This is a genomic window from Marinoscillum luteum, assembly GCF_044005705.1.
Lineage (GTDB): Bacteria > Bacteroidota > Bacteroidia > Cytophagales > Cyclobacteriaceae > Marinoscillum > Marinoscillum luteum.
This window is the reverse complement of record NZ_JBIPKE010000014.1, coordinates 16,773-42,247: the sequence shown is the minus strand read 5'-3', so window position 1 is coordinate 42,247 and position 25,475 is coordinate 16,773. Positions and strand designations below refer to the sequence as shown.

Below are 25,475 nucleotides of genomic sequence, written 5' to 3'. Positions count from 1 at the left end.
TTTTTGCAGCCGTTTAGTAAAAGACTCAAAAAAACCAATTAAATGGCAGGAACAAGGACCTTCACAATGATCAAACCCGATGCATACGGATCAGGAAATACCGGTGCGATCACCAAAATGATTGAAGAAGCAGGCTTTGGTATCAAAGCAATGAAACTGACTCACCTATCTGCAGGCAGAGCAGGACAATTTTATGCAGTACACAAAGAGCGACCTTTTTACAATGACCTGGTCACTTATATGTCCTCTGGGCCTATCGTGGCTATGATTCTAGAAAAGGACAATGCAGTGGAAGATTTCAGAAAATTGATTGGTGCGACTAATCCTGCAGATGCTGCGGAAGGAACCATCAGAAAAATATTTGCTACTTCTATTGAGGCCAATGCTATCCACGGATCTGACTCTGACGAGAACGCAGAGATTGAGGGTTCGTTTTTCTTCTCAGGCCTGGAGAAGTTTTAATTAACTAGCAAGAAAGTATTGATTGAAAATGAAATCCCGGGCTGATCAGTCCGGGATTTTTTCTTCTTCCAGTTTTTCTACCCAGAAGTTATTGAAGCCTTCGCCAATATGAAGAGTGATGGTGCCCAGCTGGAGGAGCTCAAGGATGGCAAGGAAGTTGTAGATCACCAGAATTTTTTCGGGCTTTTCTTCCACCAAGGAGCTGAAGGAGATGCGATGATTCGGGCTGCTGTGTAGCCGCTGGATCAGATAATCCTTCTGCGTGGAAATGGTGTAAGGGTACTGCACCACCTGATGTGTAGGCCTGCTTTGATCAAACTCATACCGCTTCAGCACCTTCTGGAAAACCTTCATCAGCTTGTAAAGATCCAGATCCTGCATCTCGGCTTCCACATCAATGGACTGAGAGAGCTTTTTGATTTCTTTGAGCAGATTTCCCCTTTGTTCCCTATCCAAGCGGTTGCTTTCCAGGCTGTTGAGCTCCTGAATTACCGATTTGTATTTTTTGTATTCCAGCAGGTGCTTCACCAACTCCTCCCGGGGGTCTATTTCATTTCCTTCTTCATCCAATACCGGTCTGGGAAGTAACATCTTGGCTTTGATACGCATCAGCGTGGCAGCCACTAGTATGAATTCACTGGCCACCTCCACATTCATCGTTTCCAGCTGATGGAGGTAATCCAGAAAATCACTGGTCACCTTAGCGATGGGAATATCATAGATGTCCAACTCGTCCCGTTCAATGAAAAAGAGCAACAGGTCAAATGGCCCCTCAAAGAGAGGAAGTTTGATCTCGTAAGTATTGGAATTTTGGGAATCGCTCACAGTAGGCCAAAGCTACTACTTCTGGCACTAATAGGAAATCTCAAAATAGTTTAGATTTGTGGAATATTTGATTCATAATTGTCTTGCCGCTAAACAATTAGAATTGAAAGTCGTTCATGAATCACCCCAAAAGATTACTATATGGAGATTAGGCCCGGAAAGCTTTTAGCGGAAATCGACAATCCCAACGACCTTAAGAAATTAGACGAGACTCAACTGGCCCAGGTGGCCGAAGAGCTTCGTGAGTACATCGTAGATCATGTCTCGGTGTATGGTGGGCATTTTGGGGCTAGTTTGGGAGTGGTAGAGCTCACTGTGGCACTCCACTACGTATTTAATACCCCGGTAGATCAGCTCGTGTGGGATGTGGGTCATCAGGCTTATGGCCACAAAATATTGACCGGACGAAGAAAAGATTTTCATACCAACAGACTTTACAATGGCCTTTCAGGTTTCCCTAAAAGATCCGAAAGTGAGTATGACACCTTTGGGGTGGGCCACTCTTCCACCTCCATTTCTGCCGCTTTGGGTATGGCGTTTGGGTCAGACTATAAAGGGGAGAAGGAAAAGCACCACATAGCAGTCATTGGCGATGGAGCGATGACCGGAGGGATGGCATTTGAGGCCATGAATCACGCCGGAGATTCTAATAAAAACCTCCTGATTATCCTCAATGATAATTGCATGTCCATAGACCCTAATGTGGGTGCACTGAAGGATTATTTAACAGACATTACTACCTCACCTACCTACAATAAGATCAGGGATGATGTGTGGAAGGTGCTTGGAAAAATCAGCAAGTTTGGCCCCAATGCCCGTGAGATTGTCGGGAACATTGAGAACAGCATCAAGTCCTTACTGCTGAAGCAAAGTAACCTCTTTGAGTCCTTGAACTTAAGGTATTTTGGCCCGGTGGATGGTCATGACATCAACCACCTCGTTCATGTATTGCGGGATTTGAAGGACATTCCCGGCCCCAAGATTTTACACTGTGTAACAGTGAAGGGAAAGGGTTTCAAACTGGCAGAACAAGACCAGACCAAATGGCACGCCCCGGGGAAATTTGATAAAATCACAGGAGAAATACGAAAAACAGTAGTTACAGAGCCCAAACCACCGAAGTACCAGGACGTATTTGGACATACCATGGTAGAACTGGCCGAACAGAACGACAAGGTGATGGGTATTACACCCGCCATGCCCTCCGGCTCCTCCCTCAATATCATGATGGAAGCCATGCCTGATCGTGCATTTGATGTGGGCATTGCAGAGCAGCATGCAGTTACTTTTTCTGCAGGACTGGCTACTCAGGGGATGGTTCCTTTTTGTAATATATACAGTTCATTTATGCAGCGAGCCTATGATCAGGTGATCCATGATGTAGCTATTCAGAAGCTCCCCGTGGTTTTTTGTCTTGATCGGGCGGGTATTGCCGGTGCTGATGGGCCTACCCATCATGGCGCTTATGATCTCGCTTATATGCGCTGTATCCCAAACATGGTGGTTGCTGCCCCTATGAATGAGCAGGAGCTCCGAAATCTGATGTACACGGCCAGTGAGTTTAAAGACGGTCCTTTCACCATCAGGTATCCAAGAGGCCAGGGAGTGATGCCTGTATGGCGAACCCCGCTGGAACAGCTGGAAATAGGTAAAGGCAGGTTATTGCGTGCCGGAGAAGAGGTGGCCATTCTCACCATTGGTCATATTGGCAATTATGCTGTGAAAGCATGTGACGAGCTGGAGAAACAGGGAATTCGGGTATCTCATTATGACATGCGCTATGTGAAGCCATTGGATGAAGCCCTGCTGCATCAGGTTTTTGAGAAAAATAAGAAGGTCATTACCGTGGAAGATGGCTGTTTGCCCGGAGGATTTGGCACGGCCATATTGGAATTTATGGCTGATCATAACTACAACGCAAAGGTGATCCGACTGGGAATTCCTGATCGCATTGTGGAGCATGGTGAGCAGGACGAACTCTATCAGGAGTGTGGCTACGACGCTGAAGCCATACTGCAGGCCACATACAAGTTACTCGAACTAAGTGCGGTAGTCTAACTGCAAACAACCCCCATCCGTCGAGAAATGGGATGGGCAATCGTCAGATTTCTTGTATATTCTGTTCCAATTTAAATGGGAACATTGAAAAGAAATCAAATACATAAGATTGGCTTTCTTGTTACTGGCCTGGTTTTCTGGCTACTGATGACTGCTTGTACCACATCCAGCAGTAGTAAGAAAGAAAAGGATCCCAACAGCGAACCTCCAGAAAAAATAGTGGATTTAGATCTGGATAAGATCAAAGAGCGTGGCTACATCACGGCCATCATGGACAATAGCTCCACAGGACTTTTCATTTACCGGGGCAATACCATGGGCTATGAGTATGAGCTCCTCAAGGCTTTTGCCAAATCTCAGGGACTGGAGCTTCGTATCAATGTTACCCCAAGCCTGGAGGAGGGCTTCCGAAAGCTGAATGCTGGAGAAGGAGATGTCCTGGCCTATAACCTTACGGTCACTAAAGACAGAAAAAAACGCATTGCCTTTACGCATTATCACAACCTGGTGAAGATGGTCCTGATCCAGCGTAAGCCAGATAATTGGCGAAAAATGAAACTCCATGAAATCGAAAAGCAACTCATTAGAAATCCGGTTGAGCTCATAGGGAAAGAAGTGGTGGTTCGGCATCATTCATCCTATTTTGATCGCCTACAAAACCTGTCTAACGAGATTGGGGACGACATCATCATTATCGAAGACTCACCTGAAGTGGAGACTGAGGCCATCATCCGAAAGGTAGCAGAAGGCGAAATTGACTTTACCGTGGCAGAAGAGGACATAGCGTTGGTTAATTCCACCTACTATCCCAATCTGGACATCAGGACTGCCGTGAGCTTCCCTACTCAAATTGCCTGGGGGGTTCGAAAAAATGGCGACCAATTACTTTCAGCTTTGAATGCCTGGATTATCGAAATGAGGAGAACTTCTGAGTATTATACCATTTACAATAAATACTTCAAGAGCAGGAAGGCTTCTCTGAAGCGGACTCAAAGTGAATACTATTCCCTGGGCGGAGGCAAACTTTCTCCATATGATTCTTTAATCAAACGCTCAGCCGCAGAACTGGAGTGGGACTGGAGGCTTTTGGCGGCTCAGATTTATAAGGAATCAAGATTTGACCCCAATGCCGAGTCATGGGCTGGTGCAGTGGGCTTGCTACAGCTCCTCCCGACCACCGCAGAAGAATATAATGTGACCATGCTCGAGGATCCTGTCCAAAACCTCTATGCCGGCACTCAGCACATCAAATGGCTTCAATCCTACTTTTCTGATGTGATCATCGATCCTTTGGAGCGGGTGAAATTTATCCTGGCGGCCTACAACGTGGGTCATGGTCATGTGATGGATGCCATCAGACTAACGGAAAAATATGATGGCAATCCCCAGCTTTGGGAGGATGTGAAGGAATACCTGCTGAAAAAATCGAACAGTAATTATTTCAATGATCCTGTGGTGCAATTTGGCTACTGCAGGGGCATAGAGCCCGTCACCTACGTCACCACCATCTTATCAATTTTCAAAAACTACAAGATACTTTTCCCGGAAGGTCTGGAGGTCGAAGCGGAATCACCAGTACCTAGCGAAAATATTTAGCCACCAGTTTGGCTGAAGATAAACTCATGGGAATTCCCCCACCGGGGTGCACACTGCCTCCGCAAAAGTAGAGCCCCTTCACTCGTCTGCTTTTGTTGGCATGTCTGAGGAAGGCAGCAAAAAGATTATTAGAGCTATTTCCATACAGGGCGCCCTGTGCTGAGCTCGTTTTTGATTCAATGGTACGTGGATCCAGTATTTCCTCCACTTCGATGAGCGGTGCAATGTCTTCCCCCAGAGTTGCTGTGATCTTATCCAGTATGTTTTTTCTTGCCTCAGTGATCAGTTCTTCCCAATTCTGACTCTGGTTGTTGGGTACGTTAATCATTGTGAACCAGTTTTCGCCGTGCTCCGGTGCATCCGATGGCTGATACCTCGAGGTGATATTTATGTAGACCGTGGGGTCATTAAAGATGGCCCCTCTTTGGAAAATATGCTCGAACTCGGCTTTGTAGTCTCTACTGAATAAAATGTTATGAAGATCAAGTTGAGAAAATTTCTTGCCTATACCCCAGTAAAATATTAGGGCTGAGCTCGATTTGGGTTGGTTTAGCAGAAACTTTGGTGCTTTGAGGTCCGGCATCAGCTTGCGGTAGGAGTTCACAATGTCCATATTGGAAACGAGCCGGTCAAAGTCCAGGCTCAGTCCTCCTGTCATCAGCCCTTTTACATGACCCTTTTCGATCAAAATTCGCTCCACGGGCTGGTTAAAGTGAAAGATCACTCCCAGCCTTTTTGCCAGGCTATACAGCGCGAGCGTGATGCTATGCATACCGCCCGCTGGAAAGTAAGCCCCAAGAGACATTTCCAGGTGTGGAATAATGTTCATGGTGGCTGGTGTTTTATATGGGGATGAGCCGTTGTAGGTGGCGTACCTGTTAAACATCTGAGTGATCCGGGGATCGTCAAAGGTGGATGCATTGGCGCCATTCATGGTTTGGAAAAACCCCAACCGATGGAGCTTCCTGTAGGCCTTAAAAGCATGTCGGGAGACGAAGGTTTTGGGATCCTGTAAAGAACTAAACATGAACAGTTCGCTCAGGTGTTCATACAGAAGTTGGCTTTTGGTCAATGCTTTTCGCACATTTTCGGGTCGCTCGGCGGTATTCTGAATAATTTCTTCAATGAGTTTTTCCTGATCGGCATGCGCAGATATATTCACCCCATCCGGGAAAAAGTATTCACAGTTGATCTCCAGCTTTTGGTAGGTGAAATATTGCGCGGGGTTCTCCCCGGCAAGTTCAAACAGCTCGTCGATGAGTGACGGAAGCGTGAGGAGCGAAGGGCCAGCATCAAAACGATAGGCCCCCAGTTTGATTTCGGACAGCTTACCACCAGGATACGCGTTGGCCTCAAATACCTCCACATGGTGACCCGCTATGGCCAACCTTATAGCACTGGCCAGTCCCGCCACCCCGGAGCCAATAATTCCCACTTTGTATGACATAGCGTTACAACCCTCCAGGGTAAGATCTGTTCATTTCTCTAATAACTAAAAAAAGTGATAAAAAAAAGTGGAATAACCATAAAAATGGTTACAACTTCCCACCTAATCGTATTTACAATTAAATCCTTTATTTTAACTTAGCCCTAATCGCCCATGTTATTCCCTGAGAAATTAATGAAAACACAAGTTGAGCAACTTCTAGACGAGTATAAAAAGGTACGAAATATTGACCTGACGCTCGATCAGTTTACGTATATCCTAAATCTTTACCCTTCCCTGATCGTGTGCATGTGCGATGGAGTGCTGGACAAAGGTGAGTGGGATGGTGTCCTCCGCCTGGCCAAGGGTCTGGCCATGGAGTATGGTGATGGCCTGGGTGATCCGGACCTGGAGAGATTGGAGCAGTCGTTTCGTACGGAGTTCAGATACCTGCTTGACAATATAGAGAAGTGGCAAAAGAAGTTTCTGAATGCCCTTAAAAACCATATCAGTGACAGCCGCACGGATAAAGAGTTTGTTCTGGAGTCGATGTACCTGTTTGCCAATGCCGCAGATGGTATTTCAGATGTAGAGCAGGAGACAATAGAGATGCTTACAGAACGTCTTTCTTTAGAGCATTAAATGATTCAATGATAGGCACCAGCGGATGACTCATAGGGTCAAAATCGTCAGGTAGTGCCCTCATGATTTGCTCTTGCAATTCACCCAGTTTTTTGGCTTTTGAATAAGGGATGTCACTGAATGTGACCATTGAATATAATGGAATCCAGCTATCGGGGTAAGCCTCTTGTAGTCTGGATTCTAATTTTTTGATGGCGACAAATCGCTCATCGGCCACCTTGTCCCGCATTTCCACAAAATTTTTCATCGCCAGGTCGGCGATGGCATCTGCGTCTGCTTTCCGGTGATTGGAGAAATAAGGCAACAACTTATCCCAGTCAAACTTGAGCTTTTCTCCCCATTCCATAAACAGACGGCAATCTTCAAATCCAGCATTCATCCCCTGCCCGTAAAAGGGCACAATGGCGTGGCTGGCATCTCCGATCAGGAGGCTCCTGTTTTTTACCCAGGGACTTGTTTTTATAGTCACCAGAGAGGCTGTAGGATTTGTTTGAAATTGAGCTACCAGATCCGGGATGAGGGGAAGCACATCCTGAAAATAGGTCTCGAAAAACTGTAAAACCGAGGCATCATCTTTTAGGCTATCAAATGAAAGGTCCCCTTCGAATGGAAAGAATAAGGTACAGGTGAAAGAGCAGTCCGGGTTGGGGAGTGCAATGAGCATGAAGCTACCTCTGGGCCAAATGTGGAGGTTGTTGGGTTCCATGGCAAACGTGCCATTGACGGCAGGGATGTGGAGCTCTTTGTACCCGTGTTCGATGTAGTGCTGGTGAAAATTGAACCGATCTGTTTTTTCCAGGGCTCTTCTCAACATGGAAAAAGCACCGTCTGCCCCTATGAGCACTTCAGATGAAACGGAGCGGACTGAGGGGTCATCAAAATCCATAGCCACGCTCTCAAGATCTACCTGGCTGCATTTGTGATCAAAATGGAAGTTGACCCCATGAGATTCTGCGTGATCAATCAGGATGTTGTTCAGCCCTGATCGGGAGACAGAGTTGATATGCTGACTGGCCCGGCCATAGGACTGAAAGTTGAGATTTCCTTTGAGGTCGTGGATCATTCTACCCATCATGGGAATGAGCGCAGGTTCTATTTTTTCAAAAACCCCTGCTCGTTTCAGAGCGGTGATTCCCCGATGACTGAGCGCCAGGTTGATAGATCGTCCCTCACCTATTTTCTGAGACCTGGGATCTCCGCGCATCTCAAATACATCTACCCCGAAGCCTTTTTGCGAAAGCAACGCTGCCAGCAGTGAACCCACCAGGCCAGCTCCTAAAATACTGATCTCCTTATGCTCCATAAATGATGACGAGGGCCTTGAGTATTTGACAAAATTCGTAGACCTCACTGAACGTGTTGTACATAGGCGTGGGCGCCACTCGGATCACATTAGGTTCCCGCCAGTCCAGGATCACCCCCTGGGCGATCAGTCCATCGTAAATCTGTTTTCCATTTTTGGCGATAAATACCGAGAGCTGACATCCTCTGGCTTCTGGGTCAGTCGGGGTGAGAATGTCAATGTTTCTGCTGATGAGGTCATCTGAAGACAGGAGGTATTCCAGGTATCCGGTTAGGGAGAGGCTTTTTTTCCGAAGTGCTGCCATTCCTGCTTCATCGAATAGTTCTAATGACGCATGATGAGCCGCAGTGGAGATCACGTTGCTATTGCTCAACATCCAGGCATCCACTCCGGGGTTGGGCACAAACTGGTTATCCATGTTGAACCGGGTGTTATGGTCGTGGCCCCACCAACCCTTTAATTTTGGAAAATTCGGATCAGAACAATGCCGCTGGTGAATGAAAATGCCAGAAACACCTCCAGGCCCCGAATTGAGGTATTTATAGCTGCACCATGCCGCGAAATCAATGTTTTCATCATGAAGGTTCATAGGCAGGTTACCCATGGCGTGTGCCAGGTCAAATCCCGCAAAGGCTCCTACCTGATGGGCGGTTTCGGAAATGGCTTTCATATCGAAGTACTGCCCCGAGTAATACTGTACACCGGGAAACAGGATCAAGGCCAGTTCATCACCACGTTTCAGGATGGCCTCAGTGATTTCCTCGGTTCTGAATGTTTTACCATCGGCAGGTTGGAGTACAATTAAATGTTCTTTGGGGCTGACCCCCAGGTGCTCCATGTGAGACTCCACGGCATAATGATCCGAGGGGAACGCCCCACCTTCAATCATGACTTTCACCCGCTTGCCATCAGGTTGGTAAAAGGAAGCCAATAGCAAATGCAGATTGGTAGTCAGGTTATTCATGCAGACCACCTCTTCTTCCAGGCCACCCACCAGTCGAGCCAGGGATTTCTTGGAAAAATGGTGATACTCGGCCCAGGGCCTATCCCCATCAAAGTGCCCTTCCACACCATGCTCTTTCCAGGACTGGAGCTCGTTTTGGATAAAACTTTCAGTTCTTTTTGGCTGTAGCCCGAGAGAATTCCCACAGAAATAAATAACCTCTTTGTTATTCTTTTTAGGAATATGATACTCTTTTCTAAACCTGCTCAGTGGGTCTTTTTGATCTTGCGTTTTCGCAAAATCCGGGGTGTTTTGATAAGTCATTTAGTCTGTAAATCTCGGGTCAGTTTGCATTATGCTTCCACAATTGGGGCACGTTCTCTTCTCTTCGGCATTATAAAACTCTCTGAATCGGGGTAGAAAGTCCTTTTCGATGTTCGTCAGATGAAAGTAAGTGTCGTGTAGCTTGTGATTGCACGCATCACAAAACCACATCAGTCCATCCGTGTGCTCTGGTTTTCTTTTTCGCTCTATGACCAGCCCGACAGATCCTTCTGATCGAATGGGCGAATGGGGCACTTTGGCAGGGAGGAGGAACATCTCTCCGGCTTTGATCGGAATATCTACTGCCTGCCCATCTTCCTGTATTTTCACGATGATGTCGCCTTCCAGCTGGAAGAACAACTCCTCGGTTTCATTGTAGTGAAAGTCTTTTCTGGCATTCGGGCCACCCACGATCATTACAATGTAATCACCCGCATCGGCATAGAGGTTTTTATTACCCACCGGCGGTTTCAGCAGGTCACGGTTATTGTCTATCCATTCCTGCAGATTAAAGGGTCTTTGAATTGCCATGGCCTTTGGTTTTTTTATTAATTACTTTAGACGGTGAAAAGTTATAAATAATACCTGACCCACTAAAGAAAGTTTTAAAACAATGAACCTGAATCTAAATAGCAAATATGCACTGGTGTGTGGAGGATCTAAGGGAATAGGAGCGGCAATCGCCGAAGCCCTGGCTGCAGAGGGTGCAAAAGTGATTTTGGTAGCCCGCAATGAAGAGGAACTCCAGGCTCAGCTCAGCAACCTGAAAGGTACTGGTCATACCAGCGTTGTGGCAGACCTGTCCCGGCAGGGAGATGTGGATCGCTTGGCCCAGCACATTCGTGAAAAGCAGGTGGATATAGTGGTGAATAACACCGGTGGGCCACCTCCGGGTCCGGTTTCTGAGGCTACCTGGGAGGATTTTGAGCGGGCTTTCAGCATGCACCTGCATGCTAGTCACCAACTCATGCAAGCGGCATTGCCAGCCATGAAAGAAAAAGGTTTCGGAAGGTTCATCAATGTCATTTCCACCAGCGTGAAAATCCCCATTACGGGGCTTGGTGTGAGTAATACCACGCGTGGTGCGATGGCCTCATGGGCCAAGACCCTCTCGAATGAAGTGGCTCCCCATGGGATTACGGTGAATAATATACTGCCAGGCGCTGTGGAAACCACCAGACTGGAGGCCATTATTAGTAATACAGCTGAGAAAAAAGGCATCTCTGAAGAGCAAACTGCAGCGGCCATGCGGAGCGGTATTCCTGCCGGCAGGTTCGGACAACCTGACGAGTTGGGAGCGCTGGCAGCTTTTCTGGCTTCGGACAAGGCTTCGTATATCACCGGGGTGAGCATTCCTGTAGACGGAGGACGAACTGGATCATTATAAGTATGATAGTCATAGATAATTTCATTGGTGGCGAGTTTCACAAACCTAAAAGCGGTCAGTACCTGGACAACATCAACCCGGCTGTGGGGGAGGTCTTCGCGAAGATTGCCAACTCATCTGCCAAAGATCTTGAAGTGGCGGTGAGCGCCGCGTCAGGAGCTTTTCACGAGTGGTCGCGAAAGACGCTGGCCCAGCGCTCCAAAATTCTTCACAGACTGGCTGATTTGATAGATGAAAATCTGGAAGCCCTGGCCAGGGCTGAGAGCCAGGACAATGGCAAACCGGTTGCTCTGGCCAGGAGGGTAGATATCCCCCGGGCAGAAGCCAATTTTCGGTTTTTTGCTTCGGCGATCATCAATGAATCTACCGAAGCTCATGTCATGGAAGGCCATGCGGTCAATTATACAAGGCGGGCTCCACTGGGGGTGGTTGGGTGTATCTCACCATGGAACCTGCCGCTTTATTTATTTACCTGGAAAATAGCACCGGCGCTGGCCGCCGGAAATTGCGTGATCGCCAAGCCCTCAGAAGTCACGCCATACACTGCTTTTTTACTATGTCAACTAGCTAATGAAGCTGGATTGCCACCTGGGGTATTGAATGTGCTGCATGGCAGGGGAGCTGAGATTGGCCAGTTGCTGGTAGATCATGCAGAGGTAAAAGCCATTTCCTTTACGGGAGGCACTCAGACAGGTCGTATCATTGGTCAGGCTGCGGCCAGACAATTCAAGAAAGTGTCTCTGGAGCTCGGGGGCAAGAACCCTGTAGTGGTATTCGATGACTGCAACTTTGAAGAAGCGGTGCAAACTACCGTCGAAAGTTCTTTTACCAACCAGGGGGAGATTTGCCTTTGCGGATCACGAATTTTTATTCAGAAGGGAATTTATGAGCAGTTCAAGGCGGCCTTTGTGGAGCGGGTGAAAGCACTCAAAGTAGGTGATCCAGCTACAGAGGTGGATCTTGGCGCATTGGTATCCCACGATCATTTAGAAAAAGTAGACTCCTATGTGAGCAAAGCCAGAACAGATGGTGGGAAAGTGCTGGCGGGTGGAAGCCGAATCACTTTGATGAATGGCTACTATTATGAGCCCACGGTCATCGAGGGGCTGGATGAATACTGTCAGATCAATCAGGAGGAGGTTTTTGGGCCGGTGGTGACACTCATGCCATTCTCTGATGAAGCGGATGTGATCAGCAAGGCCAATTCCACACCGTATGGATTAGCGGCCGTGATTTGGACGGAGAACCTGAAGCGTGCCCATGCGGTGGCGCATCAGATCAAATCCGGAATTATATGGATCAACTGTTGGATGCTCCGTGACCTGAGAACCCCATTTGGAGGGATGAAATCATCAGGCGTCGGGCGCGAAGGGGGAAGTGAGGCTTTGCGGTTTTTCACCGAACCACAAAATATCTGCGTGAAACTATAGAGAAAAAAAGCCCTTTCTGGATGAAAGGGCTTTGATTCTTAAGATTGTTGGATTATGCCGTAGTCTCTTCTTCAGACCTCAACTTGGAGATGCTGAATGACTTACGCTCTTTGTGTCCACAGTATCCACAAGTATAATATTTCATCAATTCGCCCTCTTCAGTAGTAGTGGCCTCTTGCACCACTTCTTCTCTGTCTATTTTCAGGGTCTGGTAGTTACACTCTGAGCACTGCAGTGCGTGTAGTCTACCATTGTATTTTTCTATTTTGGTATATCCCGAAACCTCATCTACCCACACATCATAGTCCACTGAAAAGGCGTCTTCCTCAGCTTGCATACCTTCATCCAGATATACATCCTCTTCCTCTTCACTCAGCAGCTTCATTTTGCGACCATCAGGAGAAATTCTTGGTGTGAACCTCAATTTTTTCAACCTCTTTTCGATGAAGAAAGGATAGTAGAACTTCAACACATTTTGGATAACTACTCCCACGATCATGGAGACCATGAGGGTCACAAAAATCCAAACAAAGAACCACAACCAGGTGGTATTAGCTCTTAGGGTGTTTGCATACAGTGACGCACCGATCAGAATCAGCAGAAAACCATACCAAAGGAGGTTGATTTCATGCATATTGATATAATCGTATTTCGATTTAGCATCTGTGGTGGTTAATAATTTCAGGTAATGACCTAACAAGATCAAAACACCAACACCAGCTATTGCATAGGCTAGATATTGCCCGTAAGTATTCCAGGCTTCAAGCAAACTTGGTGATATAGGATCGGTCATAGTAGAATTTTAGGTTATTCGGTTAAAATACAAAAATGTCACATTTTTTTAAAATCACAATGCACTTGTCTCTACAACGTGATTTTATTCTCGCTAAAACACCCCTGTAAAATATTAAAAATAATACATCAAGTCAATGAATCTATGAATTTATCAATATTCACCATCATTCCAACGTTATTCCTCTAATAAGTGTCACAGGGGTAGATCAAACACTATCGAAAGAGAATGGTTAGCATTCCGACGAGTATTTGTTGGTGACCGGCGGTTTTATTGAAATTATGAAGTGAAACTATCTTAGATTTGTCCTGATTTAACTAGTAATCGTCTAAAATTAAAAACTCAAACTTAAAATTGAACAAATGAAAAACGTATTTAAAAATCTAATGATTTACGGTGCAGTGGCATCAATGGCCTTTTTATACAGCTGCGGCGGAGACGAAGAAACTCCAGCACCAGCAGTGCCGACCATTGCTGTAGCTACTACAGTGAATGGGACAGCCGCTACCAGCCCGTTGAATGTGGTGCCTGGTGATGAGGTAGTGTTCAATGTGAGCATCAATGCTGAAGGTGGATTCAATGTATACAGAGTATATGCGTCTAAAGATGGTGGTACTGCTACCAAATTGGCTGAGTACACCCGACTGGACCTAAGCGTAGATGCTGGTGTGGCCGTGGTAACGGACTCACGTGCTACTGAGATCGAAGCAGAAGACGTTGGATCTACAATTACTTACGAATTTGAAGTAGTAGATGACAAAGATCAGACTTCAACTACCGAGATCGAGGTGGTTGTTAACTCTCCTGAGGCGAGAATTTACGCAAGCAAGAAACTTCTTGCCCCTAGCGGAGACTTTACAAATGAAAACTTTTTTAGTGTGAGCACTGGAGAACTGTACTCTAAGTCAGAAGTGAACTCAACTACTGAGGCAATTTCTCCATTGATTGATTTTGGTTATTACTACGGTAATTCTGAAAACGCTTCCATCGCTTCACCTAAAGGTTTCGAGTCGACTGTATTTGCTTCACAGGTGGAAGGTTGGAATACCAAAAATGCAACAGTATTGAAAACGACCACACTTACGGCTTCACAGTTTAATGAAGTGTCCACTTATGCTGATATTGATGCTGCGTTTGAGGCGGGAACATTGGATGCAAATGGGGTAATTACTGGATTGACTGAAGGAACTGTATTGGCTTTTGAAACGGTTGATGGAGTTAAAGGTCTCATCCTTGTTTCTGAAATAGAGCCTGGCTTTGAGTCTAATGACTATATCGAATTAGATATTTTAGCTCAGTTAGAGGCTAACTAATTTCTAGAATTTAACAGAATCATAAAACCCTCCCGGATAGCTATCCGGGAGGGTTTTTTTATTTAATACTGCGACTGTGTACTTTTAGCCCCAAATAACTCAATCAGGGTTTTATAAACCAAAAAACAAACATCATCCTATGTTGAATTTCTCCAAATTATTGCTACTCACACTCCTTGCTTTTGCCTGCGCAAAGCCTGCGGAGGTTAAAAAGGCCGTAGCTGACATGACCGACGAGGAGGTCATGGCCTATGCGACAGCATTGGCCAAACAAAATATTATTGTGGATGGCCATGTGGACCTTCCCTATCGCATGGAAGTGAAGGGCTTCATGCTCAAGAAAAAGGTGGAAGACGTGTCCGTGGAGACAGAGGGCAACTTTGACTACCCGAAGGCCAAAGAAGGCGGGCTGGATGCACCCTTTATGTCGATCTACATACCCTCATCTTATTATGTCAAAGGTGGAGCCAAAGCGTTTGCGGATTCGCTCATAGAGATGACACAAAATGTAGCGACTGCTTTTCCGGACAAGTTTGCCCTGGCCAATACACCGGCTGATATCCAGGCCAATTTTGACAAGGGGCTCATTTCCCTGCCTTTGGGTATGGAAAATGGCGCACCTATTGAGGACGACCTGGCCAATGTGGAGTATTTCTTCAACAAGGGAATCCGGTACATCACGCTTACCCACTCTATAGACAACCAGATCAGTGATTCGTCTTACGACACTACATACACCTGGAATGGTGTGAGCCCGTTTGGAGAGCAGGTAATCGCCGAAATGAATCGCTTGGGCATCATGGTGGACATTTCTCACGTGACAGACAGTGCTTTCTATGATGCACTCAGACTGAGCAAAGCTCCGTTGATTGCTTCGCATTCATCTTGCAGAAAGTTCACACCTGGATTTCACAGAAACATGTCCGATCAGATGATCAAAGACCTGGCGGCTAAAGGTGGGGTGATCCACATCAACTTTGGCTCAACATTCCTGTCAAAGGAGTCCAGGGATAAATATGATGCCATGGATTCTGTGATGACCAATTACCGTGCTGAGACCGGGCTTTCGAGAAGTGATTCTGCCTATAAAGCTTTTGCTAAAAAATACTCAGAGGACAATGACGTGTATGCAGACGTGAAAATCGTGGCTGATCACATCGATAATGTGGTGGAGATCGCAGGCATCGATTTTGTGGGCTTTGGTTCTGATTTTGATGGCGTGGGCGACAGCCTGCCAAAGGGCCTCAAAGATGTATCGATGTTTCCCAATGTGATCTATGAATTATTGAAAAGAGGATATACAGAGGAGGACATAGCCAAGATCTGCTATAAAAATACTTTCCGTGTGTGGAATGAAGTGATTAAAATAGCTGAGTCTATTCAGGGGATTTAATGACTGATTATCCATTAAACTATTTAGAAGTTGCCCGGGTCATCCGGGCAATTTTGTTTTAAGGCCTGTCAGTTTCCCTTTTTGAGGGAGTTTATAAACTTAGACCAGGCCCAGGGATTGAGCAGGTTGTTTTGAGGGGTCTGATATTTATTCTGAATGGCCTGCATTTGCATCTGCATATAATACTGGTGGTTGGCATTGGGACTGGCTGGCAGATCAGCATAGGCGCTGCTCATGTAGTCACTCGAAAGCCAGGCGTTCAGGTTGTTATATTGCTTTTGATAGGGCGTCTCCAGAGAAAGAATGGCTTCTTTAAACATGGCTTCTGTAGGATAGGGAAAAACTTCCACCTCACTCAGCAGCGTCACATCTTCTTGCATGGTGATGAGTACTTTCAGGCTGGTGCTTTCCTTATGCTCAGGCACAATATAGAATTGACGCTTAAACCCTACAGCACTAAAGACCAGACTGTCTCCTTCCAGAACAGGGAGTGAGAAAAAACCGTATGGGTTGGTAGTAGTCCCGCGACCGGCTGTGGGTACGTATACGTGTACTCCTGGGATCACAGAGTTACTGTCGGGTGCAAGGACCACTCCGGTAAATTGGATGATGTTCCTTTTGACTGGAGTATCCGACTGAGCCACCAATGCGCCGACGGTCAAAAAAAAGGAGAATATGTAAATGAAATATTTTAGCAAACCCTTGAAACTTATACTTTCTATATTAATAAAGGTCTAACGGGAAAAGTTGTTTAAAAGCTATATTTCTAGGAGCTTTAAATAACTATACCCGTCAAAGGTACTGATGAAAATGTTTTTTGGGGATAACCGACTAAGAATATGCGATTAAAGAATTTTAGTCTAAACTACGGCACTCAGATTTTCAAGGCCTTTGGAGACGAAGCGAGAGTCAGGATTATTCACTTGTTATTCAAGAATGATGAGCTGGCTGTCTCTGATCTGGAGGCCATCCTGGACTATACACAGACGAAAACCTCGCGCCATATTGGTTATCTGAAAAATTCCGGGCTGGTCAACGCAACAAAAAAGGATCAGTGGGTCTTTTATAGTATCAAAGACGAAGTTTACGACATGGTTTCGCAGATATTTGATTTTCTCAATAAGGATCTTCAGCTTCAGCGAGATCAGGAAGTCTACAATACCATGAATTCCAACAGGGAGCTGGCGATTAACAAGTTAGCCGCAAAAGATTATAGGAAATAATGAAATTCACCCATATTTTTTTTGACCTGGACCATACGCTTTGGGACTATGACCTCAATGCCCGCAAGGTGCTCAGTGATTTGTATCAGCAGTTTGAGCTGCAGCGAGAGATTGTTTTTGGACCGGAGCGTTTCACAGAAGTGTTCTTTAAAACCAATGACACACTCTGGCAACAATACAATCAGGGCAACATAGACCGGGACGAAATCAGAACCCAGCGATTCAGAAAGGTGATGGCGAAGTGTGGGGCGCCTGATTTTGAAAAGACCGAAGAGATGAGTGAGTATTTTTTATTCAATTGTCCTCGGCAAAAGGCCACCATAGCAGATGCCACTATGATTCTGGACTATCTGAGCAAGCGGTACCATCTGAGTGTGGTCACCAATGGTTTTGATGATGTGCAGTCCATTAAGCTGGAGGCTTGTGGCCTGGACAAGTATTTTTCGCATGTATTTACCTCTGAAACTACGGGTCATAAAAAGCCATCACGGGAGATTTTCGATCATGCCGTGAAGGAAGTCAATGCCCACGTGAGCACCACACTGATGATCGGCGACAATCATAGCACGGATATTATAGGTGCGAGAAACGCGGGGATCACTCCGCTCCTATACAATCCCAAGGGCCTGGTGAAGTCAGATTGTCAGCTACAAATCAAAACACTTTCAGAATTAATGAGATTACTATAAAGGAGCTACTCCTATTTTATAATTTTGCGGGAGCAAAAAATAAACAACTACTACATTATGTCTAAAGGAAACTACTACATACCAGAGCCCTCCAACGAACCGGTACTGACCTACGCCCCAGGTACACCGGAGCGTGAGGAATTGAAAAAGGCCGTGAAGCTGGCTCGGAAAGAAGAGCGCGATATCCCCATGTACATTGGCGGAAAGGAAGTGCGTACCGGCAATAAAATCAAAATGAGCCCTCCATATGACCATAAGCATGTTTTGGGTCATTTTCATGAAGGAGATGCTTCACACGTGGAGGCAGCCATCAAAGCTGCACTGGATGCCAAGGAGGCCTGGGAAAACCTGGCCTGGGAACAGAGAGCAAGTATTTTCCTGAAAGCTGCTGATTTGCTGGCAGGTCCTTACAGAGCTAAAATCAATGCAGCCACTATGCTGGCACAATCCAAAAATGCCTACCAGGCGGAGATCGACGCGGCGTGTGAGTTCATTGACTTTTTGAGATTCAATGCGGCATTCATGCAGGAGATCTACATGGATCAGCCTGAGTCTTCACCAGGTATCTGGAACCGACTGGAGTATCGTCCTCTGGAAGGGTTTGTTTTTGCCATTACACCTTTCAATTTCACTGCTATTGCTGGCAACCTGCCTGCGTCAGCAGCACTGATGGGCAACACAGTAGTTTGGAAACCCAACTACAGCCAGGTGTACTCAGCGCAAGTGATCATGGAAGTGTTCAAAGAAGCTGGTTTGCCGGATGGTGTGATCAACATGATTTATGTAGACGGACCAGTGGCCGGGGATGTGGTATTTAACCACCCGGATTTTGCCGGATTGCATTTTACCGGAAGTACGGCCGTATTTAAACACCTTTGGAAAACCATAGGTCAGAACATTGATAAATACCGCTCATACCCAAGGGTGGTTGGCGAAACTGGCGGAAAGGACTTTGTGATCGCGCATAAATCAGCGGATCCACAGGAAGTGGCAGCAGGACTGATCAGAGGTGCGTTTGAATTTCAGGGACAAAAGTGTAGTGCGGCTTCAAGAGCTTATATTCCTTCTAATATCTGGGAAGCGGTGAAAAAGCAAATGGCCGCTGACCTGAAGGAGATCAGCATGGGCAGTCCGGAAGATTTCTCCAATTTTGTGAATGCCGTGATCGACAAAAAATCATTTGACAAAATAGCTGGCTACATTGATCGGGCCAAAAAAGACACGGATGTAGAAGTACTTTTTGGAGGCAACTATGACGATTCAGTGGGTTACTTTATAGAGCCTACGGTTTTACTGGCCAAGGATCCAAAATACACGACCATGTGTGAGGAGATTTTTGGGCCGGTGCTGACGGTCTATGTGTATGACCCGGAACAGTATGAGGAGACCCTGACCCTGGTGGATCAGACATCACCTTATGCACTTACGGGAGCGGTTTTCTCCAAAGACAGGTATGCGATAGAACTGGCCACTAAAAAGCTCAGAAATGCCGCTGGCAATTTTTACATCAATGACAAGCCTACCGGAGCTGTAGTAGGGCAACAGCCATTTGGCGGAGCCAGAGGTTCTGGTACCAACGATAAGGCCGGTGCTGGTATCAACTTGCTGAGATGGGTAAGCGCCCGTACGATCAAGGAGACACTCGTACCACCAAAAAGTTACCGGTATCCGTTTTTGGATCAGGAGTAGAAATAGAAATGCCAGCCCGAGTGATCGGGCTGGCATTTTTTTTGAGGATTTGAAGAGAATTCTAACTGTTTGACATCTTTGAGCACCTGGTTTTGACCAGATCCTTATCATCCATGAATAAATTCATAGATGCTATAGCAACCTCCATCTAGTGGAAAAATCTTAAGCTTTCGTAGTGGACCATGACTTTTCCAACACCACAAAGGCGATTAAAAGTACGAGTCCGATAAGTGAAAATAACATGGCTAAAACTGATTTGGTTATGAAAGTAAATTTAGACAGAACGAACCGCGCCTGAAATACCGCATATGTGGTATTTAGATGAAGGTTTTAGGGGATTTATGTGAAGGAATGCGATAAAAATGACGATTCAAAGCTTTTTGAAAAGTAGAAAGCTCTTGTTCATTTTGGCTATTGAACACAAAAAAACCTCCCCGATCACTCGGGGAGGTTCTTGTAAATAAGTTAGGTATAGAGTTGCTTTAATTTTTCTCGAAAGAGGCCACGCCAGTATTGATGTTAATAGTTACATCGTAGTTTCCAGCCTCAGTGATGTTGAAGTTTGCTGGAGTGTCGTACCCGTCAGGTCCCCAGTTATAATCCCACGTCTCATCTGTTCTAATCTTGGCTTCACCTACTACCAGATCTACATTAAGTGTCCATACAGCAGGATCGAGCAAATCTCTCGTCATGTTGATGTCTGTTGACCATGTATCATCTCCGGTTGCGCTACCGATCAGTGCAATCTCAGTTGCGGTGAATGACACTTCGCCAGATGAAGGGTTAAACATGATAATATAGGTATCTTCCTGAGCGAGTGAAACGGACACATCTCCACCGCCTTTGGTGGCCGTACCTGAAGGGAATGTGAATCCACCCCACTGGTTATCCCAGCTTTCATTCTGTCTGAATTTGAAAGCGCCTTCATAAATACCCATTGCGTGACGGAACGAGTTGTTTCCAAAATCTCTCAATTTAACATCGATTCCCCATCCGGAATCATCGCCTGTAGTAGCACTACCAATGATGCTGATGGAAGGGAATTTCACAAAGTCAAATTGATAAGCAAGCGTTGCATCATTAAAGGTGACTTTATAATAGGCCTGAGAGTAGCTATTGTCCAATACGATAGAGCTACCAAACAGATCAGCTTCGCCATCAGGCTCATTGTCACCCCAGTTTTTCTTACTCAGGTCCGCAGCTTCTGCAAACTTCAGCACGTCACCTTCCTTGAGAATCACTTCAGCAAGTATCCAGGTGTTGTCAGAATCTAATTTGAATTTGTATTCATCTGAACCTTCGAAGTTATTGAAAGATCCTACAAGATAAAGACCGGTAATGTTTTGTGCGATAGGCTCTACCAACTCCACTGTGTATGCCAATGTCTTATCGTTGAAAGTGATGATAGACTCACCTGTATGTCCACAGTTGGTATCTGGGCCACCGCCGGTTGCTACTTCCATTACACCATCACAGTCACTATCCCCCCAGTCGATATCTGACCAGTCTGGAGTGTTTTTGAATTTCCATCCACCACCATCTAAGGTAGATGTGATTTGCCAGGTATTGGCAGCAACAAGTTCAAGCGCATCTGCCCCCCAACTGTTGAAGTTTCCTGCGATGTACATTTCTGGATAGGTGGCATCAAATGGCAAATCGAAAACGATGAATGAATAGTCTCCGGATACCGATAAGTTAGCCACGTCAGTTACTGTTACGGAAATGGTATAGTCACCAGTGTCCAATGCAGTGGATCCAAAATCCGCAGCGGCCCAGGTGAAAGTACCTGATGTTCCGCTCATGGTACCACTTTTCGTTGCCAGTTCGTTGCCGTCAGCATCTTTCAGCTTAGCTGAAACAGATGCAAGCGGAGAGCTCTCCCCATCATGGGCTTTAATAACGATATCAAACTCCGACCCAATTTTTACACTTCCATTGGGGGTCACCTCATCAATGACCGGAGCAATATCAAGCACGTCGAAGCTATTGGAGATCTCGTCTTCACAGGAGAAGAGGGCTGCCATAATAACCACCGGTGCGATTAAGTTAGATAATACTTTCTTCATACTTCTTTATTAGTTAAAACTTCTACAATCGGACGTTCTTCGTCCTTTTTACAAACTTAAAAACATTTGAAAATAATGTAATTATGCCAAAAATAATCTGAATTGCCACTTCTTTTTTTCTCAATTTTTGTTGCAATCGTTTTCATTTTGGGTTGTTCCTATTTACCACGAACGGATTTTGGATAAATGCTCTTTAATAGGATATTTTACGCCGGCATAAAACAGAAATCATGAAAAGCATCCTTTCAATACTGGCAATTCTGCTGACCTCCGTTACTCTGTCAGCACAGATGGTTACCCTTTCTCCAGCCAATCCTTCTGGAGACGACGAAATTACTATAACCTTTGATGCCACTCAGGGCAATGGCGAGCTGGTAGGCGCGGCAAAGGTGTATCTGCACAGTGGAGTTGTATTAGATGCGCCCGATGGAACCGCCTGGAACAATGCCATTGGTAACTGGGGCATGGATGATGGTGTGGGACAAATGACAAAAGTGGCAGGAGCAACAGATAAGTGGGAGATCAAGTTGACACCTACAGCCAGACAATACTACGGGGTAGATGCATCAGCTACTATCTTCAGACTGGCCATGGTCTTTAGAAATGCCGACGGGACTAAGAAAGGAACCGCTTCTCCTGGTACCTATGATTGGGGCTTTGTAGCCGGAAATCAGGATATCTATGTGAACCTGGACGCGGGATTCTATGTAAGTATTCTAAACCCGGCAGATGATGAGGTGTATTTGACTTCTGGTGAGGCCTTGAAAATTGAGGCGGAAGCCTCCGCAGAAGTCACTGCGATGGCACTGGCGATAGATGAAGGTCAGGGTTTTGTGGAAGTAGCGAGCGTTTCCTCCGGTACCTCCATCACTTACGATTATTCGCCTACTCAATCCGCGACAGTGTCTATCAAGGTGAGTGCAACGATCAGCGGTCAGAGTGTGGAAAACCAGATGACTGTCAACATATTGCTCAGGCAGTCCACGCCGGTGGCGGCTTTGCCGGCTGGAGCCAAAAAAGGAATTAACTACGTTGATGGTGATGCCACTTCAGCTATTCTGGTGTTGGAGGCTCCCGGAAAGGAGTTTGCCTATGTGGTTGGTGATTTTAACAACTGGACCCCTTCCGACAATTACCTGATGAATAAGACGGCAGATGGAGAGCTTTTCTGGTATGAGCTCACCGGGCTTACGGCTGGAGAGGAATATGTCTTTCAATATTGGGTGGATGGTACCATCAAAATAGGAGATCCCTATGCCGATAAAGTGGGAGATCCGTGGAACGACCAACACATTCCCGCAGCGTTGTATCCCGATCCTACAGGCTATGACAAGACCGACTATCAGATGGCTACGATTTTGCAGACAGGACAAGAGGCTTATGTATGGGCCGAGACTGAATCGACGTGGAGCCGGCCAGCCAAACAGGACCTGGTGGTTTACGAATTGTTGGTTCGTGATTTTTTGGGTTCTCATAGCTACCAGGACTTATCTGATACCCTGGGCTACTTGAAAAGAATTGGTGTGAATGCCATTGAGCTGATGCCCATCATGGAGTTTGAGGGAAATGAAAGTTGGGGATACAACCCTGTTTATTATTTCGCCCCGGACAAATACTATGGCACCAAAAATGACCTAAAACATTTCATTGAAACGGCACACCAGCAAGGTTTTGCCGTGATATTAGATATGGTGCTTAACCATGCTTATGGCCAGTGTCCGCTGGTGAAGCTCTACTGGGATGAGACATTGAATGCGCCTGCGACCAACAGTCCATGGTTCAATCAAGTGCCAAAACACCCCTTCAATGTAGGTTACGATTTCAATCATGCATCCACCTACACTCAGGACTTTATGGATTCCGTGAATAATTACTGGATCAATGAATATCATTTTGACGGTTACAGATTTGACTTATCAAAAGGGTTTACTCAGAATAATACCGGAGATGATGTGGGCGCCTGGGGGCAGTATGATCCCGGAAGGATCTCAATCCTCAAGCGGATGAATAATGAAATCAAAGCGGTTGATGCGAGTTCTTATGTGATACTGGAGCACTTTGCGGATGCCCAGGAAGAAACGGAGCTAGGTAATGCCGGAATGTTGCTTTGGAGAAATGTGCATGGAGATTTTGACAGTGCTTTGAAAGGAAATGCGCGGGGCATATCAGGAGCGGCATCCTCCATTCATGTGTCATACATGGAGAGCCATGACGAGGAGCGTCAGATGGTGGGGATGTTGTCAGGCGGTTTACAAGCTGGAAATTATGATGTAAAAAATACGGCAGTGGCTCTGGAGCGAGCTAAAATGGGGGCGGCATTTCTGATGTTGCAGAAGGGTCCCAAAATGATGTGGCAGTTCGGAGAGTTGGGTTATGATGTTAGCATCAACTTCAACGGAAGGGTTGGAAATAAGCCACTTCCCTGGGGCAGTGGTAACCTGGGGCTTTACGAAGACCCCCTGAGGCAACATCTATATGATGCTTATGCGGCCATCAATCATTTGAGGGTTACCTATCCGTCTGTCTTCAATGTGGGGGATGTAGAGGCATCTCTTGGGGGTAAACTAAAGAGTATCGCGATCCAGCATGGTCAGTTGGATGTGGTGGTTATTGGCAATTTTGGGGTAGAGGAAGGCGAGCTCACTTATGAATTTCCGAGTACGGGAGCATGGTTTGATTATTTTGGAGGAGATGAGTTTTCTGTCACCTCTGCCGCGGCTACTCAAACCCTGAAGCCAGGTGAATTTTACATTTACACCAACAAAAGAGTATCTGAGGGCTTTCCGGGAGTGGTAGAAATCTATGAGAACCCCGTGACCGTTTCCCCTTCGAGTTTTGGTTTGGATGATGAGATCACCATCATTTTTGATGCGACCAAAGCGAGTAAAGACGGAACAGCCGGCCTGGTAGGTGCTTCAAAAGTATTCATGAACGCTGGTTTGGTAGTCAATGACCCTAAGGGTACTGACCTCTCACATAAGGTTGAGGATGGATCAGGTGAAATGACCAAAGTAGAGGGTCAGGATAATCAGTGGCAGATCACCCTTACACCGCGTGCTTATTTTGGATTGAGTCAGGAAGCTACGGCCTTCCGCATGGGCATGCATTTCAGAGATGAGGCTGGTGAAAACATCGGGAAGGGGTTCAGGAACGAATTGGTTTTTTTGGAAATCCAATCAGACGTGGCATTAGTCTCTTTTGATCCGGCTGAATTTTTCACCAATCAGGAGGTGTCATTGATTTTTGATGCCAGTCTGGGTGATCAGGGCCTGCTGAATGCCACTAAAATTTATGCGCATTCGGGAGCCGTATTGACTCCTGGAGACAATCCATCTTTTGGTTCCAATGTAGTCGGAAACTGGGGAGCGGACGATGGAGTTGGTCAAATGACCAAAATAGACGGAACAAGCAAGTGGGAACTGAAATATACACCTGGTATGCGAGACTATTACGGATTGGCAGCATCCGATTCTGTTTACTGGATTTCGGTAGTTTTCAGAAGTGCAGATGGCAGCGTGAAGGGATCGGGGCCTGCTGGAGATTTTAAAGGAGGCTTCATAGCCGCCAATGGAGACATCTATCTGAAAGTGACTCCACCGCAAAAGGGGGAAACCCTTGGGGTGAAGAAGGAAAACCTGGGCAAAGTACGGATATTCCCTAATCCTACGACTGGTCAGTTTCGCATGGATGGGGAAGTGAGCACACCTTATAATTTATTCTTGTTTGATATGAGCGGGAGAATGTTATCCTCTCTTCTGATCCAGGATAGCAGTAAGACCATCGATCTATCACATTTGAGAGAAGGCCAGTATCTCCTGCAGGTTGTCAGCGCAGATCAGACCAGGAGCCTTAGGTTGGTGATTGTTAAATAATTGTAAGCGAGTTCATTAAATTTACCGACTAGCTAATTTTT

General features: G+C 46.0%; 20 protein-coding genes. 12 read left to right on the top strand and 8 right to left on the bottom strand.

The features are described from left to right. Positions 1-42 precede the first annotated feature (42 nt). Positions 43-462: a nucleoside-diphosphate kinase gene (locus ACHKAR_RS06210; protein ID WP_159584295.1), complete on the top strand. Its 420-nt coding sequence runs from the start codon at positions 43-45 to the stop codon at positions 460-462. 45 nt (positions 463-507) lie between these two features. On the opposite strand, the gene ACHKAR_RS06205 is transcribed toward ACHKAR_RS06210, so the two are convergent. Continuing rightward, complete coding sequence (locus ACHKAR_RS06205; protein ID WP_395416615.1) at positions 508-1,287, bottom strand: segregation and condensation protein A; 780 nt, start codon at positions 1,285-1,287, stop codon at positions 508-510. 141 nt (positions 1,288-1,428) lie between these two features. Here ACHKAR_RS06205 and dxs point away from each other — a divergent pair, with 141 nt between their 5' ends. Then, entirely contained in the window at positions 1,429-3,345 is a 1,917-nt protein-coding gene (gene dxs, locus ACHKAR_RS06200; RefSeq protein ID WP_395416614.1) for a 1-deoxy-D-xylulose-5-phosphate synthase, read from the top strand. Positions 3,346-3,420: 75 nt separating this feature from the next. Continuing rightward, positions 3,421-4,941 (top strand): transglycosylase SLT domain-containing protein, encoded by a 1,521-nt coding sequence (locus ACHKAR_RS06195; protein WP_449566850.1) that lies wholly within the window; start codon positions 3,421-3,423, stop codon positions 4,939-4,941. Here ACHKAR_RS06195 and crtD read toward each other — a convergent pair. Next, positions 4,925-6,388, bottom strand: a complete 1,464-nt coding sequence (crtD, locus tag ACHKAR_RS06190; RefSeq protein WP_395416612.1) for a 1-hydroxycarotenoid 3,4-desaturase CrtD — start codon at positions 6,386-6,388, stop codon at positions 4,925-4,927. The two genes, ACHKAR_RS06195 and crtD, sit on opposite strands and share 17 nt — an antisense overlap. Before the next feature lie 174 nt (positions 6,389-6,562). Between crtD and ACHKAR_RS06185 the strand changes: the two genes are divergently transcribed. Continuing rightward, positions 6,563-7,009: a hypothetical protein gene (locus tag ACHKAR_RS06185; protein ID WP_159584305.1), complete on the top strand. Its 447-nt coding sequence runs from the start codon at positions 6,563-6,565 to the stop codon at positions 7,007-7,009. On the opposite strand, the gene ACHKAR_RS06180 is transcribed toward ACHKAR_RS06185, so the two are convergent. From ACHKAR_RS06180 to ACHKAR_RS06170, 3 genes are read right to left on the bottom strand one after another with little or no spacing between them, the layout of a single operon-like run. Further along, the gene (locus tag ACHKAR_RS06180) at positions 6,981-8,312 is read right to left on the bottom strand and encodes an FAD-dependent oxidoreductase (protein ID WP_395416611.1); all 1,332 of its coding nucleotides are present in this window, start codon (positions 8,310-8,312) and stop codon (positions 6,981-6,983) included. The two genes, ACHKAR_RS06185 and ACHKAR_RS06180, sit on opposite strands and share 29 nt — an antisense overlap. Beyond that, a complete protein-coding gene (gene kynU / locus ACHKAR_RS06175) occupies positions 8,302-9,579 on the bottom strand; it encodes a kynureninase (protein WP_395416610.1) in 1,278 nt (425 codons plus the stop codon). Before kynU ends, ACHKAR_RS06180 begins: the two co-directional genes overlap by 11 nt. Further along, positions 9,580-10,110: a 3-hydroxyanthranilate 3,4-dioxygenase gene (locus tag ACHKAR_RS06170; protein ID WP_395416609.1), complete on the bottom strand. Its 531-nt coding sequence runs from the start codon at positions 10,108-10,110 to the stop codon at positions 9,580-9,582. 82 nt (positions 10,111-10,192) lie between these two features. Here ACHKAR_RS06170 and ACHKAR_RS06165 point away from each other — a divergent pair, with 82 nt between their 5' ends. Both ACHKAR_RS06165 and ACHKAR_RS06160 read left to right on the top strand, forming a co-directional pair. After that, entirely contained in the window at positions 10,193-10,966 is a 774-nt protein-coding gene (locus ACHKAR_RS06165; protein ID WP_159584313.1) for an SDR family oxidoreductase, read from the top strand. 2 nt (positions 10,967-10,968) lie between these two features. Beyond that, positions 10,969-12,396, top strand: coding sequence for an aldehyde dehydrogenase (locus ACHKAR_RS06160; RefSeq protein ID WP_395416608.1), 1,428 nt, complete (start codon positions 10,969-10,971; stop codon positions 12,394-12,396). A 52-nt stretch (positions 12,397-12,448) separates the two neighbouring features. On the opposite strand, the gene ACHKAR_RS06155 is transcribed toward ACHKAR_RS06160, so the two are convergent. Further along, the gene (locus tag ACHKAR_RS06155) at positions 12,449-13,189 is read right to left on the bottom strand and encodes a hypothetical protein (protein WP_159584317.1); all 741 of its coding nucleotides are present in this window, start codon (positions 13,187-13,189) and stop codon (positions 12,449-12,451) included. 362 nt (positions 13,190-13,551) lie between these two features. Here ACHKAR_RS06155 and ACHKAR_RS06150 point away from each other — a divergent pair, with 362 nt between their 5' ends. Both ACHKAR_RS06150 and ACHKAR_RS06145 read left to right on the top strand, forming a co-directional pair. After that, on the top strand, positions 13,552-14,502 hold the full coding sequence (locus ACHKAR_RS06150; protein WP_159584319.1) for a hypothetical protein: 951 nt from the start codon (positions 13,552-13,554) through the stop codon (positions 14,500-14,502). Positions 14,503-14,641: 139 nt separating this feature from the next. Next, positions 14,642-15,895, top strand: coding sequence for a dipeptidase (locus ACHKAR_RS06145; protein ID WP_395416607.1), 1,254 nt, complete (start codon positions 14,642-14,644; stop codon positions 15,893-15,895). 68 nt (positions 15,896-15,963) lie between these two features. Here the strand turns inward: ACHKAR_RS06145 and ACHKAR_RS06140 are convergent, their stop codons facing one another. Further along, on the bottom strand, positions 15,964-16,557 hold the full coding sequence (locus ACHKAR_RS06140; RefSeq protein ID WP_395416606.1) for a carboxypeptidase-like regulatory domain-containing protein: 594 nt from the start codon (positions 16,555-16,557) through the stop codon (positions 15,964-15,966). A gap of 177 nt (positions 16,558-16,734) precedes the next feature. Between ACHKAR_RS06140 and ACHKAR_RS06135 the strand changes: the two genes are divergently transcribed. From ACHKAR_RS06135 to pruA, 3 genes are read left to right on the top strand one after another with little or no spacing between them, the layout of a single operon-like run. Then, positions 16,735-17,118 carry an ArsR/SmtB family transcription factor gene (locus ACHKAR_RS06135; RefSeq protein WP_159584325.1) on the top strand — a complete coding sequence of 128 codons (384 nt, stop codon included), beginning with the start codon at positions 16,735-16,737 and terminating at the stop codon, positions 17,116-17,118. Next, the gene (locus ACHKAR_RS06130) at positions 17,118-17,807 is read left to right on the top strand and encodes a YjjG family noncanonical pyrimidine nucleotidase (RefSeq protein ID WP_159584327.1); all 690 of its coding nucleotides are present in this window, start codon (positions 17,118-17,120) and stop codon (positions 17,805-17,807) included. The genes ACHKAR_RS06135 and ACHKAR_RS06130 overlap by 1 nt, the downstream gene beginning before the upstream one ends. 57 nt (positions 17,808-17,864) lie before the next feature. Then, positions 17,865-19,496: an L-glutamate gamma-semialdehyde dehydrogenase gene (gene pruA / locus ACHKAR_RS06125; RefSeq protein WP_159584329.1), complete on the top strand. Its 1,632-nt coding sequence runs from the start codon at positions 17,865-17,867 to the stop codon at positions 19,494-19,496. A gap of 482 nt (positions 19,497-19,978) precedes the next feature. Here the strand turns inward: pruA and ACHKAR_RS06120 are convergent, their stop codons facing one another. Next, positions 19,979-21,562, bottom strand: coding sequence for a SusF/SusE family outer membrane protein (locus tag ACHKAR_RS06120; RefSeq protein ID WP_159584331.1), 1,584 nt, complete (start codon positions 21,560-21,562; stop codon positions 19,979-19,981). Between the two features lie 230 nt (positions 21,563-21,792). Here ACHKAR_RS06120 and ACHKAR_RS06115 point away from each other — a divergent pair, with 230 nt between their 5' ends. Next, complete coding sequence (locus tag ACHKAR_RS06115) at positions 21,793-25,434, top strand: DUF4961 domain-containing protein (RefSeq protein ID WP_395416605.1); 3,642 nt, start codon at positions 21,793-21,795, stop codon at positions 25,432-25,434. The last annotated feature ends 41 nt before the right edge of the window (positions 25,435-25,475 follow it).

What these genes read in the sequence shown, in the direction of transcription:
- ACHKAR_RS06155 (WP_159584317.1), bottom strand. Translation starts at nt 13,189, where the DNA reads ATGACCGATCCTATATCACCAAGTTTGCTTGAAGCCTGGAATACTTAC.
- kynU (WP_395416610.1), bottom strand. Translation starts at nt 9,579, where the DNA reads ATGACTTATCAAAACACCCCGGATTTTGCGAAAACGCAAGATCAAAAA.
- pruA (WP_159584329.1), top strand. Translation starts at nt 17,865, where the DNA reads ATGTCTAAAGGAAACTACTACATACCAGAGCCCTCCAACGAACCGGTA.
- ACHKAR_RS06160 (WP_395416608.1), top strand. Translation starts at nt 10,969, where the DNA reads ATGATAGTCATAGATAATTTCATTGGTGGCGAGTTTCACAAACCTAAA.
- crtD (WP_395416612.1), bottom strand. Translation starts at nt 6,388, where the DNA reads ATGTCATACAAAGTGGGAATTATTGGCTCCGGGGTGGCGGGACTGGCC.
- dxs (WP_395416614.1), top strand. Translation starts at nt 1,429, where the DNA reads ATGGAGATTAGGCCCGGAAAGCTTTTAGCGGAAATCGACAATCCCAAC.
- ACHKAR_RS06195 (WP_449566850.1), top strand. Translation starts at nt 3,421, where the DNA reads ATGGGAACATTGAAAAGAAATCAAATACATAAGATTGGCTTTCTTGTT.
- ACHKAR_RS06115 (WP_395416605.1), top strand. Translation starts at nt 21,793, where the DNA reads ATGAAAAGCATCCTTTCAATACTGGCAATTCTGCTGACCTCCGTTACT.
- ACHKAR_RS06145 (WP_395416607.1), top strand. Translation starts at nt 14,642, where the DNA reads ATGTTGAATTTCTCCAAATTATTGCTACTCACACTCCTTGCTTTTGCC.
- ACHKAR_RS06210 (WP_159584295.1), top strand. Translation starts at nt 43, where the DNA reads ATGGCAGGAACAAGGACCTTCACAATGATCAAACCCGATGCATACGGA.
- ACHKAR_RS06170 (WP_395416609.1), bottom strand. Translation starts at nt 10,110, where the DNA reads ATGGCAATTCAAAGACCCTTTAATCTGCAGGAATGGATAGACAATAAC.
- ACHKAR_RS06185 (WP_159584305.1), top strand. Translation starts at nt 6,563, where the DNA reads ATGAAAACACAAGTTGAGCAACTTCTAGACGAGTATAAAAAGGTACGA.
- ACHKAR_RS06120 (WP_159584331.1), bottom strand. Translation starts at nt 21,562, where the DNA reads ATGAAGAAAGTATTATCTAACTTAATCGCACCGGTGGTTATTATGGCA.
- ACHKAR_RS06130 (WP_159584327.1), top strand. Translation starts at nt 17,118, where the DNA reads ATGAAATTCACCCATATTTTTTTTGACCTGGACCATACGCTTTGGGAC.
- ACHKAR_RS06180 (WP_395416611.1), bottom strand. Translation starts at nt 8,312, where the DNA reads ATGGAGCATAAGGAGATCAGTATTTTAGGAGCTGGCCTGGTGGGTTCA.
- ACHKAR_RS06165 (WP_159584313.1), top strand. Translation starts at nt 10,193, where the DNA reads ATGAACCTGAATCTAAATAGCAAATATGCACTGGTGTGTGGAGGATCT.
- ACHKAR_RS06135 (WP_159584325.1), top strand. Translation starts at nt 16,735, where the DNA reads ATGCGATTAAAGAATTTTAGTCTAAACTACGGCACTCAGATTTTCAAG.
- ACHKAR_RS06150 (WP_159584319.1), top strand. Translation starts at nt 13,552, where the DNA reads ATGAAAAACGTATTTAAAAATCTAATGATTTACGGTGCAGTGGCATCA.